We start from the raw sequence: 15023 nt of genomic DNA, 5'->3' as shown, positions 1-15023 counted from the left end.
GGTAAAAGCAGGGGCGGGGGATTTGACACCATGACACGGCAGAGCGGGAAAAAGGGTCTGGCGAGCCTCGCCGGATGGGCGGGCAAGGAAGCCATGGCGGGCGACCGGCTGCCCTATCGTGCGCTGGTGGACGAGAATGTCGTGCTGCTGCGCGATGGCTCGGTCATGCTCTCGCTGGCGGTGCCAGGGCTCTCGTTCGAGACGGCGGACAGCGACGAGCTGAACGCGCACCTCGCCGCGCGCGAAATCCTGCTGCGTTCGGCGCTCGATGCGCGCTTCGTGCTGTACCATCATGTCATCCGCCGCCGGGTCGAGATCGAGCTGGACGGCGCTTTCGACGATCCGCTGGCCGCGCATATCGACGCGCGCTGGCGGGCGCGCACCGCCTCGGGCGCGCTGTTCGTCAACGACCAGTTCGTCACGCTGGTGCGCCGCCCGGCGCGCGGCAAGGCGGGCTGGGCGGACAGGCTTTCGCGCGCGTGGAGCCGCAAGGGACACGCGGAGGCAGAGGCCGATCCCGCCGATATCCGCGCCCTGCGCGCAGCGGGGAGCGCGATGGTCGCCTCGCTCGGCGCCTATGGCGCGCGGCTTCTGGGCGATTACGAGGGCGCTTCGGGCACCTGCTCGGAACTGCTCGAACTGCTGAGCGCGCTCTACAACGGCGAGATGCGCCCGGTGCGTCGCCCTGCCGAAGAGACTGACGTGGGCCAGATGCTGCCCTATCGCCGCGTGAACTTCGGCCTCGATGCGATCGAGCTGAAAGGCGTAGGCGGCGCGGGCTTCGCCTCGATCGTCTCGCTGAAGGAATACCCGGATTCGACCGGGCCGGGCCTCACCGATCCGCTGCTGCGCCTGCCCTGCGAACTGGTGCTGACCGAGACCTATGCGCTGTCCGACCGCCAGATCGCCCGCGAGCGCATCGATCTTTCGTTGCGCCGCCTGCGCTCGGCGGACGAGGACGCCGTGGCCGAGCGGCGCGAGATGGGCGCGGCGCGCGATGCGCTGGGCACCGGCGCGGTGGGCTTCGGCGATCATCACTTGTCCGTGCTGGTCCGCTCGCCCTCGCTGGCCACGCTGGACGATCTGACCGCGATGTGCGCCGCCGCGCTGGCCGATGCCGGGGCCGTCGCCGTGCGCGAGGAAGGCAATCTGGAGCCGTGCTTCTGGGGCCAGCTGCCGGGCAACGAGAGCTTTCTGGTGCGTCGGGCGATGATCTCCAGCACCAATATGGCCTGCTTCGGCTCGCTCCACGGCTTTGCCATGGGACAGGCGCACGACAACCACTGGGGCGATGCGGTGACGCTGCTGGCCACCACCAGCGCGACGCCGTTCTTCTTCAACTTCCATCAGGGTGATCTCGGCAACTTCACCGTCATCGGCCCGTCGGGTTCCGGCAAGACGGTGGTCATGAACTTCCTCGCCGCGCAGGCGCAGAAGTTCCGCCCGCGCACCATCCTGTTCGACAAGGATCGCGGCGCCGAAGTGTTCCTGCGCGGCATCGGCGGCACCTACAGCCGCATCGCCGCCGGGCATCCCACCGGCTTCAACCCGCTCTCGCTGCCCGATACGCCCGCCAACCGCGCCTTCCTGCGCGACTGGCTGGGGGTCCTGCTGAACGCCGAGGGGCCGGAGGAACTGGCAACGATCGCGCAGGCCGTCGATGCCGCCTATCACAACGATCCCGCGCTGCGCCGCCTGTCGTACTTTCGCGAACTGCTGGCCGGATCGCGCCGCCCGCAGCCGGGCGATCTCGCCTCGCGTCTCGATGCGTGGATCGGGCAGGGGCCGGATGGGGGGGGCGAGCATGCCTGGCTGTTCGATAACCAGCATGACCGGCTGGACCTTTCGACCCGCGTGCTCGGCTTCGACATGACCGCGCTGCTCGAAAGCCCGCGCCTGCGCACGCCGGTGATGATGTATCTGTTCCACCGCATCGACGAGCGGCTGGACGGCGAGCCGACGATGATCCTGATCGACGAGGGCTGGAAGGCGCTTGACGACGAGGTGTTCGCCGCGCGCATCCGCGACTGGCTCAAGACCCTGCGCAAGCGCAACGCGCTGGTCGGGTTCGCCACGCAATCGGCGCGCGATGCGCTGGATTCGAAGATCGCGACGGCGCTGGTCGAACAGACCGCGACGATGGTGTTCATGCCCAATTCGCGGGCGCGGGCAGAGGATTACTGCGAGGGCTTCGGCCTGACCTTGCACGAGCTGGACGTGATCCGCACGCTGCCCGCGCACTCGCGTTGCTTCCTGATTCGCCAGTCCGATTCCTCGGTGGTGGTGCGCCTCGACCTGTCGGGCATGCCCGAGGTGCTGACGGTGCTGTCGGGCCGTGAAAGCACGGTGCGCAGGCTCGATGTCCTGCGCGAACGCTGCGGCGATGCCCCGGCGAACTGGTATCCGCTGCTGACGGGTCAGGAATGGCCCGGCGAGAGCACGCGGGATGACGACATCTGGATCGAAGAGGCGGCGGAGTAACCGCGATGGCGGACTGCAAGCCCCTGATCGAGGTCGCGTCCACCGGGGTCGGCCCGGCCCTGCGCGCGGTCGATTGCGTGTCGGGCGAGACCACTGCCGCAGCCTTTGGCCGCTTGTTCGGGGCGCACGGCTCGATGGCGCCGGTGCTGACGATCCTGCTGACGCTCTACATCGCCTTCTTCGCCTTTTCGCTGATTACCGGGCGCTCGCGCATCAGCATTTCCGCGCTCACCCCGCGCATGCTGACGCTGGGGCTGGTGCTGACCTTCGCGACGAGCTGGTTGGCCTACCAGAACCTGTTCTGGAACCTTGCCGTGGGCGGCCCGGACTGGATCGCCTCGCTGCTGACCGACACGCGCGGCTCGGCAATCCAGATGTTCGGAGACCGGATCGACATCGTGTTCGATGCGGTGGCGCAGATCGCGCAGGGGCAGCAGCCGCAGGGCGCGGACGCGGCGGCTGGAGGCGCGCCCGCCGCTGCTTCCGCTGCGGCAAGCGGCGGTACGGGCGGGCTTATCACACCGGAGACGATCCTGTGGGCGGGCGCCATCGAGCTGCTGCTCGGCACGGTGGGCGTGCTGTTGACCGCGCGGATCGCGCTGGCAATCCTGATGGCGCTGGGGCCGATCTTCGTGGTGATGGCGCTGTTCGGCGGCACGCGCGGGCTGACCGCCGGGTGGCTGCGCGGCGTGGTGCTGACCGCGATTACGCCGCTGTTCGTGGTGCTGGGCGGGATGGTCTCGCTCGAACTGCTGGTGCCGATCATCTCGGCACTGGCGACGAATGCGCAGATGGGCGGGATCGACGCGCGCTCGGCGATGGCCTTCTTCCTCGTCGCCTCGGTCCACGTCGCGCTGATGGTGATGGTGTTCAAGGTTGCCGGAACCATGGTGATCGGCTGGAACGTCTTCGGTCTGGCCCGCAGCGACAGCGAGCGTTCCGGCGGTGGCATCGACCTTGCCCGTCTGGCGGCGGTGGCGCCCGGCGCGGCCATCGTCCCGGCCTCGGGTACTGGCGCCGCGATGACGGCTCCCTCGCGCACCTCGGCGATGGCGACAGCGGCGGTGGCCCCGCCGGTCACTGTCGAGCCGGGGCAGGGCGCGGGGGCCACGACCGGCGATCGCCGCACGCATATCACACAGGTTTCCGGGGGCGGCATCGAGCCGATGGCCCCGCGCGGCGGCGAGCAGCGGGCCAAGGGCATCGGCTCGCGCTTTCGCAGCCCCTCGAACGACATGGGGGCCAAGCCCTCCAGGGAGATTTCACGATGAACCGCGCTTTCGTTCTGGCTGTACCGGCGCTGGTGAGCGCGTGGACCGCAGCGCCCGCGCTGGCGTCGGACCCGCGCCTCGTCCAGCACCTCTACAACGATAACGAGGTCGTACGGATCGCGGGCCATGCGGGCGTGCAGGCAACGATCCAGTTCGGCCCGAACGAGGCGATCGAGAACGTGGCCGTGGGCGATTCCGCCAGCTGGCAGATCACGCCCAACAAGCGCGCCGACCTGCTGTTCGTGAAGCCGATGGAAGCGGCGGCCCATACCAACATGACGGTGGTGACGAACCGCCACACCTATTTCTTCGATCTCGTCGCCTCGCCCAAGGGCCAGCCGCTCTACCTGCTGCGCTTCGCCTATCGCGATGCGGACAAGACACCGGTTCCGGGTGAGCAGGCGCCCAAGGTTGCGGCGCTGTCCTCGCAGGAGCAGGCGATCACCGGCGGCGATCTGGCCGCCATGCCTACCGATCCGGCGGCGCTGAACTATGCCTGGAAGCGCGTCGGCACGGCGAAGCTGTGGCCCTCGCGCGTGTGGGACGATGGCAGCTCCACCTACCTGCTCTGGCCCGACAAGAGCGCGGTGCCCGCAATCCTGATGCGCAACGAAAAGGGTGACGAAGGCCCGGTGAACTACGCCGTGCGCGATGCCACCATCGTCATTCCCGAAGTGCCGCGCGCGCTCGTGCTGCGTTCGGGCAAGGACATGGCGGAGTTGCAGAACACCGCACCTGAACCGGCGGCTGCCTCGCCTGCTGCGGCTCCCGTTCCCGCGCTTGCCAAGGACTGATCGCGATGGCTTCCAACCGTTCCTTCCGTGAGCGCGACAGTATGGCGCGAGACATCGACCCGCGTGAGAGCGACGGGGCGCAGGTCATCGACCTCGCCACCCGCTCGGTGCTGCCTGCCGTTTCGCAGCGGCGCAAGGGCGACGGCGCGGGGCTTGGCCTGGGGGCACTGATCGTCGCCGGGCTGGGCGGACTGACGTTCTGGAGCCTGAGCGCCTCGAACGAGACCGCGCAGAAGGTGGCGCCGCCTGTCGTGCAGCCGGGTGCGTCGCCCGCCGCCGCGCCGCTGGCTGCTGCCCCGGTCAGCGCGCCGACACCGCAGCCTGCCCCCATCGCTGCGCCGCTTCCCGCGCCCGCCCCGGCGCCGGTGCTGGCCAATGCGCCCGGCACTGCAACTGCGCCTGCGCCGAACCCCGCCACCGCGCCGACGGTGGTGTTCGATGCCACGGCAGGCCGGGCCAGCGGTCCTGCGCCTGCCGTTGATGGCAAGGGAAAGCCGGTGGGTGCCGGGAACGACGATTTCGCCGCGCGTCTGGGCGCTGGCGGCTCCGGCACGGCGAGCGCGGCGCGCAGCTTCGATCCGGCGACCACGGTGACGCAGGGCACGCTGATCCCCGCCGTGCTCGAAACCGCGATCGATACGGACGTGCCCGGCTATGTGCGCGCCATCGTCTCGACCGAAGTGCGCAGCTTCGATGGGCGTCATGTCCTGATCCCGCGCTCCTCGCGCCTGATCGGCCAGTACAAGAGCGGGCTGACCTCGGGCCAGAAGCGCGCCTATGTGATCTGGACCCGGTTGATCCGCCCGGACGGCGTCTCGGTCGATATCGGCTCGCCCGCGATCGCGTTCGGCGGCGAGACCGGACTTCCGGGCAAGGTCAATAGCCACTTCTTCCAGCGCTTCGGCTCGGCCATGCTGCTCTCGGTGGTCGGCGGGCTTTCGACGCTGGCGAGCAGCGGATCGAATGTCATCATCAGCGGCGGCGGCAGTTCGGCGGCGTCCACCGCGCTCCAGCAGAACGGCACGATCTCGCCCACCATCCGCGTGCGTCAGGGCGAGCCGATCCGCGTGTTCACCGCGCGCGATCTCGACTTCGCGCCAGTTCAGTGACGCCCGTGTCCGGCGATCTCCATCTCGTGCAGCAGGATACCGCGCCGATGAGCGATGTCCCGGCCGCCGAAGTCGCCCGCAGCGTCTACCTCGATGCCTATCTCGCCCCACTGCGTCCATGGCTGGAGCGCGAGACGGTGACGGAAATTCTCGTCAATCGCCCCGGCGAGATCTGGGTCGAGGATGCGGCCCTGCCGGGCATGCAGTGCGTGTCGGTTCCGGCGATGGATAATCGCCTGCTCCAGCGTCTGGCCGAGCAGGTGGCGCGGATCAGCCATCAGGGCATCAATCGCGAGCATCCGCTGCTCGCCGCGACGCTTCCGGCGTATCAGGGGCAGAGCGGCCAGTCTCAGGCAGGGGCGCGTATCCAGCTGGTCGGCCCGCCTGCGACGCGCGCCAATTGGGCGATGGCCATCCGCCGCCATCGCCTGCTGGAACTGCCGCTCGACGCCTACGATCGCGGTCCGATCGCGACGGTGGCAGAGTCGCCGATGCCCGATGCCATGGCCCAGCCGATCGATTTCCTGCGCGAGGCGATCCGCCGCCGCCGCACGATCCTGATCTCGGGCGGTACCTCCACCGGCAAGACGACCTTCCTCAACGCCATGCTTGCCGAAATTCCGGCTGAAGAACGCGTGGTGGTGGTCGAGGACACCGCCGAGTTGAGGTTGCCGGGGGCCAACGGCGTCGGCCTGATCGCGGTGAAGGGGGAACTGGGCGAGGCGAAAGTCTCGGCCAACGACCTGTTGCAGGCCGCCTTGCGCCTGCGTCCGGATCGCATCGTGCTGGGCGAGTTGCGCGGCACCGAGACGGTCAGCTTCCTGCGCGCGATCAACACCGGACATCCCGGCTCGTTCTCCACCGTCCACGCCAATACCCCGCGCGGCGCGCTGGAGCAGATCGCGCTGATGGCGATGCAGTCGAACATCGGTCTGACCCGCGCTGAGACGCTGGAATACGCCGCCAGCGTGATCGACGTGGTGGTCCAGCTCGACCGGCAGGGCGGCAAGCGCGGCATCGGCATGATCGCGGAAAGCCACACGCTGGTCTGACGGCGTTTTCAGCGGCGTCTGGGAACAATCCGGCTTCCCGCCGGATCAATACCCATGATTTCCCATGCCGATATCCTCATCCGTCTGGCCGCTGCCGCTGCCATCGGCAGCCTCGTCGGGTTCGAGCGCGAGCGCCTGCTGTGGTCGGCGGGCATCCGCACCCACATGCTGGTGAGCGTGGGTGCGTGCCTGATCATGATCGTCTCGGCCTATGGCTTCCAGAGTGCGACGCAGATGCCGCATGTCGTGCTCGATCCCTCGCGCGCGGCGGCGCAGGTGGTCTCGGGCGTCGGCTTTCTGGGCGCGGGCTCGATCCTGCTGAAAGGCAACGTGGTGCGCGGGATGACCACGGCGGCGAGCATTTGGGCGGTCGCCGCGCTGGGGCTGGCGGCAGGCGGGGGGCTCTATTTCGCGGCCGGGGCGGCGACGATCATCATCCTGGTGATCCTGGCAGGGCTCAAGCCGATCGAGGAAGCCTACCGCGCCCGCGTCCAGAGCTGCACCGTGCGCCTGCACATCGAGCGCGGGAGCCTGCGCGAGGATGACCTCAAGCGCCTGCTGCGTGTGCGTGGAGGCCAGATCCGCCGGATCACGCAGAGCCTTGAGGAAGACGGGATGGAGTTTCAGACCGTCCACCTCGTGCGCGTCTCGCGCTCGGACATCAAGCAGGGCACCGACCGGCTGAAGGCGCAGCCCGGCGTCCAGTCGGTGGAGGTTCATCGAAAGGGCGGGGAATAAGCTCCCGCTTGCAGGTCAGTGGTTTCAGCTCAGCGGTTTTCCGGTGCCGTCCTGGGCCTTTGCAGCAAGACCGAGCCGTTCGGCCAAAGCCTTCAGGTCCTTGGCGACGCTGGCGTTGTAGAGCGGGCGCATGCCCTCCGCCACGGTGAGCGTGAGCGTCTGCGCGCCGCGCTCCAGCAGCGCCTCGGTCATCGCGGCGGGATTGCCGGTGGTAAGGCGGCGGCACAGGCGCACGGCAAGGCCCCAGACGATCGCGCGGTCGAGGTCGGCCTCAGCGGCGAGGCGCAGGAACGGCTCGGGCACGGCGGTCTTGCCGGAATTGGCGAAGACGGTCATCGCCAGCATCCCGCGCCCGTGCATGTCGAGGCCGATCCAGCGCTTGCGCAAGGCCCAGGTCATCGCCTCCTCGGCACGCAGGTTGGGCTCGGTGCGCATCGCGGTCATCGCCAGCAGCGTGGCGGCGACGCGCATTTCGCCGTCCTCGGGGCGATCCTCGCAGGCAGGCGCACACCAGTTCGCGATTGCGCGGGCGCCGTCGATGGTCAGCACGTCCGATCCGGCGAAGGCGGCGACACCGGCGAGCAGCGGGTCTTCCGCCTGCACCGCTTCGGGGAGCGCTGCGTGCAGCAGCCCTTCGCGCAGGCCCCACGAGGAGAACACGAGGCGCGAGGGTTTCAGCTCGACGATCATCTGCGCCAGCAGCGCGGCGGCATCGGACATCGAGGCGACGCGGGAGGCGGAAATCGTCGGATCGGGATGGACCGGCGCGCCCTTGGCGTACTTGCGCGCGAAGGTCAGCGCGGTCTCGGGATCGAGTTCGAAGCCGTGCGGATCGTCGACCGGCCAGTCCATGTCGGTCATCGTCTGAAGCGCGAGCGCACGCCACGAGCCGCCGACGATATAGAGCTTCTGACCCTGCGGGCGGTTCCAGCCGGTCTTCTTCAGGCCCTGGCGGATCGCGGCGGCGAAATGCGCAGTACTGCCGCCCCGGTTGTCGCCCTTGCGCAGGTCCGGCAGGCGCAGCGTTCCGAACGGCATGGTGACGCCGCCGGGGCGCACCTTGCCTTCGGCCAGTTCGACCAGTTCCAGACTGCCGCCGCCAAGGTCCGCCGCGATCCCGCGCGCGCCGGGAAACGCGGCGATGACGCCGGTGGCGCTGGCGCGGGCCTCTTCCTCGCCCGAGAGCAGGCGCGGTTCGAGGCCGAGTGCGCGCACCGCGCCGACGAATTGCGGGCCGTTAGAGGCATCGCGCGCGGCGGCGGTGGCCACGCACTGTACATCGTCCACGTTCATCAGCCGCAGCAGCGCGGCATAGCGGGCGAGCGCGCCGGTCGCGCTGGTGAAGGCCTTTTCGGGAATGGCGCCGGTCTTGTCGAGATCGCGACCGAGGCGGGCGTTGATCTTCTCGTTGTGCAGCGTCACCGGCGCGCGCGGCGGGCCATCGTAGACGACGAGGCGCACGGTGTTAGAGCCGATGTCGATGATGGCGCGCCGCGTACTCATGTGCGCGTCGCCTTATGCGCCCGCGCCGCCTCGTTACGGGTAGGCGCCCCGCGACAGGCGAGGGAGAAAGGCGCCCCGCGACAGGCGAGGGAGAAAGGCGCCATGAAGCTGCCTGCTGCCGTTGGGTCTGCTGCCGTTTGATCGACTGTCATTGCAGCGCCTCGCTACCGTCTTCACGCCGGGGGCGCCATACCCCCGGTGTGCACTTGTCCACGAAACCTGGCGAAATACGCCAGCGGCCCGCGCTGAAACGCGCCGGCGGCGGGCCGGGATGCGCGCCGTTTTCAGATATTTCCGCGCCGCAGCGACAGCTTGGGCACCTTGCGCCCGCTCGCCAGCGCCGCCCCGCGCCCGGAAAGCGAAGGGTTGGTCATGAAATAGCGGTGCAGGTTGAACGGGTTCTCCACCGCGCCGACGCGGGCATAGCTGCCGTCGGGATGCAGTACCCAGCTCTGTTCGGTATCGAGCAGGTTGGCCAGCATCACCTGATCGAGCACCTGATCGTGGACGGTCTTGTTGGTGATCGGCAGCAGCACTTCCACCCGGCGGTCGAGGTTGCGGCTCATGCCGTCGGCCGAGGTGATGAACACGCGCGCGCGGCGGTTCGGCAGTTCCTCGCCATTGGCGAAGGCCCAGATGCGGCTGTGTTCCAGAAAGCGCCCGATCACCGATTTTACGGTGATGTTCTCCGACAGCCCCTCGATGCCGGGGCGCAGGCAGCAGATGCCGCGCACCACGCAGTCGATATCGACGCCCGCCCGGCTGGCGGCATAGAGCTTGTCGATCAGCCCCGGATCGGTCAGCGAGTTGAGCTTGACCCAGATCGCGGCGGGTTTGCCCTCCTGCGCATTGGCGATCTCGTCGTCGATGCATTCGTAGAGCGTGGAGCGCAGCGAGATCGGCGAGATCGAGAGCAGTTCGGTGCGCGTCGGCTCGACATAACCGGTGATGAAGTTGAACAGCCGCCCGACGTCGCGCCCCGCTGCCGGATCGGCGGTGAAGTACGACAGGTCGGTATAGATGCGCGCGGTCAGCGGGTGATAGTTGCCGGTGCCGAAGTGGCAGTAGGTGCGATAGCCGTCGCCTTCGCGGCGCACCACCATCGAGGTCTTGGCGTGGGTCTTCCAGTCGACGAAGCCGTAGATCACCTGAACGCCCGCGCGCTCCAGCTGGCTGGCCCAGAGCAAGTTCTGCTCCTCGTCGAAGCGGGCCTTCAGCTCGACCACCGCCGTCACCGACTTGCCTTCCTCGGCTGCTGCGATCAGCGCCGAGATGATCGCAGACTGTTTCCCTGCGCGATAGAGCGTCTGCTTGATCGCCACCACGTCCGGGTCGCGCGCGGCCTGCCGCAGGAAGTCGATCACCACCTCGAAACTTTCGTAGGGGTGCTGGACGACGATGTCCTTCTCGCGGATGGCGGCGAAGATCTCGCCGTCATGCTCGACGATGCGTTCGGGATAGCGCGGGGTGTAGGGCGCGAACTTCAGCTCCGGCCGGTCCTCGTCGCAGATCGCCGAAAGGCCGTTGAAGCCGACCAGACCCTTGCTCTGCATGATCAGCGCGCGTTCGAGGCCCAGCTGCGCGCGCAGCAGTTCCTCTGCCGAGGCGTCGAAATTGCCCTGAAGCTGCAACGAGATCACCATGCCGCGGCGGCGGCGCTGGATCGCAGTGCGATAGTAGCGCACCAGATCCTCGGCATCCTCCTCGATCTCGATATCGGAATCGCGCAGGATGCGGAACACGCCGTGGCCGTGGATGCGGAAGCCGGGGAACAGCTCGGCGGCGTTGCGCACGATAAGGTCCTCGATCGAGATCCATGCGGCCTGCTCGCCCGCCAGCCGGATATAGCGCGGCAGCGCGGCAGGGATCAGCACCATCTCCATCACCGGTGCCTCGTCGGCGATGCGGACCAGCGGGAACAGCACGCCGATGCCCTGGTTGGGCACGAAAGGGAAGGGGTGCGCGGGGTCGATCGCCTGCGGGGTAATTACCGCCATGACGTGTTCGAGGAAATATTCGCGCAGCCAGTGCGCGCGGTCGGTATCGAGTTCCTCATCGTCGCCGATGACGTGGATGCCCGCCTCTTCGAGTTCCTGCTTGAGCCCGGCCCAGCTGGCCTGCTGGACCTGCTCCAGCTCCAGCGCCTTTTCATGCGTGAGCGCGATCGCCTGCGAGGGCGTGCGCCCGTCGAGCGAGATTTCCTCGATAGAGCGACGCACCTGTCCGGCGAGGCCGGCGACGCGGACCATCAGGAACTCGTCGATATTGCTGCCCGAGATCGACAGGAAGCGCAGGCGTTCGAGCAGCGGATAGTTCGGGTTGCTCGCTTCGGCCAGCACGCGCTCGTTGAAGGTCAGCCAGCTCAGCTCGCGGTTGAAGAACCGCTCGGGCCGGGAGGCGAGATCGTCGGGTGCGGGTGCGCTGTCCGGCACGGGGCGGGAGGCATCGGGCGTCTGCAGGGCAGCGCCGGCGGCAAGCAGTTCGTTCGTATCCACCATCGGCCCTCTTTCATGCCATCATGACGGCTTCGCGACAATCGTTCATCTACGCTGCCTTGCGTCACAAAATGTGCCGGATCGGCAGTGTTCGGGAAACGAACGGCGTTGCAGTGCAGCACGGAATGGCGCAAGGTTGCGCGCGATGATCAAGGCCGCGCTGCACCATCTCACCCGGTATCGCTACTCCAAGCGGATACGCCTCGGCCCTCAGGTGATCCGGCTGCGCCCGGCGCCGCACAGTCGGACGGCGGTGCCCAACTATTCGCTCAAGATCAGCCCGCCCGAGCATTTCCTGAACTGGCAGCAGGACCCGCATGGCAACTGGCTGGCGCGCGTGGTCTTTCCCGACCCGATCGATCATTTCGCGATCGAGGTGGACCTGCTGGCGGACCTCACCGTCATCAACCCGTTCGACTTCTTCGTGGAGCCGGATGCGGAAGAGTATCCCTTCGCCTATTCGGAGACGATGGCGGCCGATCTGGCGGCCTATTTCGAACCGGAAACCGGCGGCCCGCTGTTCGAGGCGCTGGTCGAAAGCTATGCGGGCCACGAAGGGCGCACGGTCGATTTCCTCGTCGAGATCAACAGCCAGCTGCAACAGCGGATCGACTATGTGATCCGCATGGAGCCCGGCGTGATGACGCCCGAAGAGACGCTGGAGGCAGGGCTCGGTTCGTGCCGCGATTCGGCGTGGCTGCTGGTCAACCTGCTGCGGCGGCTGGGTTTCGCCGCGCGCTTCGTCTCGGGCTACTCGATCCAGCTGGTGGCCGATGTCACGCCCAAGGAAGGGCCGGTCGGCGTGCTGGAGGACGTGACCGACCTCCATGCCTGGGCCGAGGCCTATGTGCCGGGGGCAGGCTGGATCGCGCTCGACGCGACATCGGGCATGTTCGCGGGGGAGGGGCACATCCCGCTGTGCGCCGCGCCGCACTATCGCTCGGCCACGCCGATCGAGGGGCTGGCCGAACCTGCCGAGGTCGATTTCGACTTCCAGATGAACGTCAGCCGCATTGCCGAGGCGGTGCGGATCACCAAGCCGTTTACCGATGCGCGCTGGACCGCGCTGCTCGATCTGGGCGACCGGGTCGATGCCGATCTGGCGGCGGGCGGCGTCAATCTGACGATGGGCGGCGAGCCGACCTTCATCGCCGCCACTGATTTCGAGGCGCCTGAATGGAACAGCGCCGCCGTCGGCCCCACCAAGGCGGCCTATGCCGACCGGTTGATCCGCCGCCTGCGCCAGAAGTTCGCCCCCGGCTCGCTGCTCCACCACGGGCAGGGCAAGTGGTATCCGGGCGAAACGCTGCCGCGCTGGGGCTATTCGATCTACTGGCGCAAGGACGGCTTGCCGATCTGGCGTGATGACAGCCTGATCGCGGGCGAGAAGCCGCTGGGCAAGGGCGGCGATCCCGATCCGGTGCCCTCCATCGATGCCGCCTCCGCTGAGGCGCTGTTGCGCGCGGCGGCTGAGGGGCTTGGCGTCGAGGCGGAATACGTCCAGCCGGTCTACGAGGACGCGGGCGTGTGGATGCTGCGCGAGGACGAGCTGCCGGTGAACACCACGCCGCTGGACCCGGCAATCGAGGACGAGGAACTGGCGCGCCGCTTCCGCCGCACGTATCGTCGCGGGATGGACACGCCGATCGGCTTTGTGCTGCCGGTGCAGCGCTGGAACGACAAGGTGGCGGGCGTGCCGCGCTGGCGCAGCGAGTTCTGGCGCGTGCGCAAGGGGTTGTTGACGGCGGTTCCGGGCGATTCCGCGCTCGGCTATCGCCTGCCGCTGGGCTCGCTGCCGCATGTCGGGCCATCGGACTATCCCTATATCCATGTGCGCGATACCGCCGAGGTGCGCGGTGACCTGCCTGACTTTCACGGGCCTGACTTCCGTCAGCAGGCGGCGCAGCGCGGGCATCAGGTGCGCGAAGCTGGCACCGGCCCGGCGCAGCGGCGCGAGGCGGTGGCCGAACCGCATGTCTTCGCACAGCCCATCGTCGAGCAGGACATCATCGACGGCGCGGTGCGCACCGCGCTCACCATCGAGCCGCGCGGCGATTACCTCGCCGTGTTCATCCCGCCCACCGAGGCGCTGGAGGATTATCTTGACCTGATCGCCGCGATCGAGGCCGAGGCCGAGCGCATGGGCCTGCCGGTGCGGATCGAGGGCTATCCCCCGCCGCCCGATCCGCGCCTGACGGTGCTGAAAGTCACCCCCGATCCCGGCGTGATCGAAGTGAACATCCACCCTTCCGCCAGCTGGCGCGAGACGGTGGAGATCACCGAGACGCTCTATGACTGCGCGCGCGAGGTGGGGCTCACCGCCGACAAGTTCATGGTCGATGGCCGCTCGATCGGCACCGGCGGCGGCAACCATATCGTGCTGGGCGGGCCAAGCCTGCTCGACAGCCCGTTCATCCGCCGCCCGGACCTGCTGAAAAGCCTCGTGCTCTACTGGCAGCGCCATCCCTCGCTCAGCTACCTGTTCTCCGGCCTGTTCATCGGCCCGACCAGCCAGAGCCCGCGCATCGACGAGGCGCGCCACGATGCGCTCTACGAGCTGGAGATCGCGCTCGCGAAGGTGCCGGGGCCTGACCAGCTCCAACCCGCACCGTGGGTGGTCGACCGGCTGTTCCGCAACCTGCTGGTGGACGTGACCGGCAACACCCATCGCACCGAGATCTGCATCGACAAGATGTTCAGCCCGGACGGCCCCACCGGGCGGCTCGGCCTGCTGGAGTTCCGCGGTTTCGAGATGCCGCCCGAGGCGAAGATGTCGGCAGCGGCGCAATTGCTGATCCGCGCGCTCGTCGCGTGGTTCTGGCGCGAGCCGCAGGACGGCCCGCTGGTGCGCTGGGGCACGCAGTTGCACGACCGCTTCATGCTGGGCGCCTTCGTGTGGGACGATTTCCTCGACGTGCTGGGCGATCTGCGCCGCGCGGGCTACGATTTCGACCCGGCCTGGTTCGAGGCGCAGCGCATGTTCCGCTTCCCGGTGCACGGCAGCGTCGAGGGCGGCGGGGTGTCGCTGGAGATCAGCCACGCGCTGGAGCCGTGGAACGTGCTGGGCGAAACCGGCGCGATCGGCGGCACCGTGCGCTATGTCGACAGCTCGACCGAGCGCCTTCAGGTCAGGGCGACCGGGCTGGTCGAGGGGCGCCATGTCATCACCTGCAACGGACGCCGGGTGCCGCTGAGCAAGGTCGGGGCCAATCTCGGGGGAGGAGGCAAGGCGGGCGAAGGCGTGGGTGGCGTGCGCTACAAGGCGTGGTGGCCGGCCGAGTGCCTGCACCCGATGCTGCCGCCCAGCGCGCCGCTGACTTTCGATATCTACGATCTGTGGAGCCGTCGCTCGCTGGGCGGCTGCGTCTATCACGTCGCGCATCCGGGCGGACGCAATTACGACGATGTGCCGGTGAATGGCTACGAGGCCGAGGCGCGGCGCAAGGCGCGGTTCCAGGATCACGGCCACTCACCGGGGCCGCTGCCGGTGCCGGGTGAGGAACTGCCGGGCGAATTTCCCTACACGCTCGACCTGCGGCGCCCGCAGCGCGGCACGCAGGGCTTCTGAGGCAGGCCACGA

Annotated in this window: 9 protein-coding genes; 7 read left to right on the top strand and 2 right to left on the bottom strand. The window is 68.4% G+C overall.

Features of this window, described 5'->3' with window-relative positions:
- Positions 1-30 precede the first annotated feature (30 nt).
- From AC3EC3_RS07815 to AC3EC3_RS07790, 6 genes are read left to right on the top strand one after another with little or no spacing between them, the layout of a single operon-like run.
- Positions 31-2481 carry a VirB4 family type IV secretion/conjugal transfer ATPase gene (locus AC3EC3_RS07815; RefSeq protein WP_488489019.1) on the top strand — a complete coding sequence of 817 codons (2451 nt, stop codon included), beginning with the start codon at positions 31-33 and terminating at the stop codon, positions 2479-2481.
- 5 nt (positions 2482-2486) lie between these two features.
- Positions 2487-3752 (top strand): TrbL/VirB6 family protein, encoded by a 1266-nt coding sequence (locus AC3EC3_RS07810; protein WP_488489018.1) that lies wholly within the window; start codon positions 2487-2489, stop codon positions 3750-3752.
- Positions 3749-4546, top strand: coding sequence for a TrbG/VirB9 family P-type conjugative transfer protein (locus AC3EC3_RS07805; RefSeq protein ID WP_488489017.1), 798 nt, complete (start codon positions 3749-3751; stop codon positions 4544-4546). The genes AC3EC3_RS07810 and AC3EC3_RS07805 overlap by 4 nt, the downstream gene beginning before the upstream one ends.
- A gap of 5 nt (positions 4547-4551) precedes the next feature.
- Positions 4552-5655 (top strand): TrbI/VirB10 family protein, encoded by a 1104-nt coding sequence (locus tag AC3EC3_RS07800; RefSeq protein WP_488489016.1) that lies wholly within the window; start codon positions 4552-4554, stop codon positions 5653-5655.
- Positions 5656-5702: 47 nt separating this feature from the next.
- Complete coding sequence (gene virB11 / locus AC3EC3_RS07795; RefSeq protein WP_488489015.1) at positions 5703-6707, top strand: P-type DNA transfer ATPase VirB11; 1005 nt, start codon at positions 5703-5705, stop codon at positions 6705-6707.
- 54 nt (positions 6708-6761) lie between these two features.
- Positions 6762-7445, top strand: coding sequence for an MgtC/SapB family protein (locus AC3EC3_RS07790; protein ID WP_488489014.1), 684 nt, complete (start codon positions 6762-6764; stop codon positions 7443-7445).
- A 24-nt stretch (positions 7446-7469) separates the two neighbouring features.
- Here the strand turns inward: AC3EC3_RS07790 and AC3EC3_RS07785 are convergent, their stop codons facing one another.
- Both AC3EC3_RS07785 and AC3EC3_RS07780 read right to left on the bottom strand, forming a co-directional pair.
- Positions 7470-8948 (bottom strand): Ppx/GppA phosphatase family protein, encoded by a 1479-nt coding sequence (locus tag AC3EC3_RS07785; RefSeq protein ID WP_488489013.1) that lies wholly within the window; start codon positions 8946-8948, stop codon positions 7470-7472.
- Positions 8949-9232: 284 nt separating this feature from the next.
- On the bottom strand, positions 9233-11446 hold the full coding sequence (locus AC3EC3_RS07780) for an RNA degradosome polyphosphate kinase (RefSeq protein WP_488489012.1): 2214 nt from the start codon (positions 11444-11446) through the stop codon (positions 9233-9235).
- A 142-nt stretch (positions 11447-11588) separates the two neighbouring features.
- Here AC3EC3_RS07780 and AC3EC3_RS07775 point away from each other — a divergent pair, with 142 nt between their 5' ends.
- Positions 11589-15011, top strand: a complete 3423-nt coding sequence (locus AC3EC3_RS07775) for a transglutaminase family protein (RefSeq protein WP_488489011.1) — start codon at positions 11589-11591, stop codon at positions 15009-15011.
- Positions 15012-15023 lie beyond the last annotated feature (12 nt).

Source organism: Novosphingobium sp. BAM6 (assembly GCF_057784955.1).
Note: the sequence above shows the minus strand (reverse complement) of the source record. Positions and strands in the feature narration are given on the sequence as shown.

Excerpts from the sequence above, each read along its gene's own strand:
- AC3EC3_RS07815 (WP_488489019.1), top strand. The coding sequence starts at position 31 with ATGACACGGCAGAGCGGGAAAAAGGGTCTGGCGAGCCTCGCCGGATGG.
- AC3EC3_RS07775 (WP_488489011.1), top strand. The coding sequence starts at position 11,589 with ATGATCAAGGCCGCGCTGCACCATCTCACCCGGTATCGCTACTCCAAG.
- AC3EC3_RS07790 (WP_488489014.1), top strand. The coding sequence starts at position 6,762 with ATGATTTCCCATGCCGATATCCTCATCCGTCTGGCCGCTGCCGCTGCC.
- AC3EC3_RS07805 (WP_488489017.1), top strand. The coding sequence starts at position 3,749 with ATGAACCGCGCTTTCGTTCTGGCTGTACCGGCGCTGGTGAGCGCGTGG.
- virB11 (WP_488489015.1), top strand. The coding sequence starts at position 5,703 with ATGAGCGATGTCCCGGCCGCCGAAGTCGCCCGCAGCGTCTACCTCGAT.
- AC3EC3_RS07785 (WP_488489013.1), bottom strand. The coding sequence starts at position 8,948 with ATGAGTACGCGGCGCGCCATCATCGACATCGGCTCTAACACCGTGCGC.
- AC3EC3_RS07780 (WP_488489012.1), bottom strand. The coding sequence starts at position 11,446 with ATGGTGGATACGAACGAACTGCTTGCCGCCGGCGCTGCCCTGCAGACG.
- AC3EC3_RS07800 (WP_488489016.1), top strand. The coding sequence starts at position 4,552 with ATGGCTTCCAACCGTTCCTTCCGTGAGCGCGACAGTATGGCGCGAGAC.
- AC3EC3_RS07810 (WP_488489018.1), top strand. The coding sequence starts at position 2,487 with ATGGCGGACTGCAAGCCCCTGATCGAGGTCGCGTCCACCGGGGTCGGC.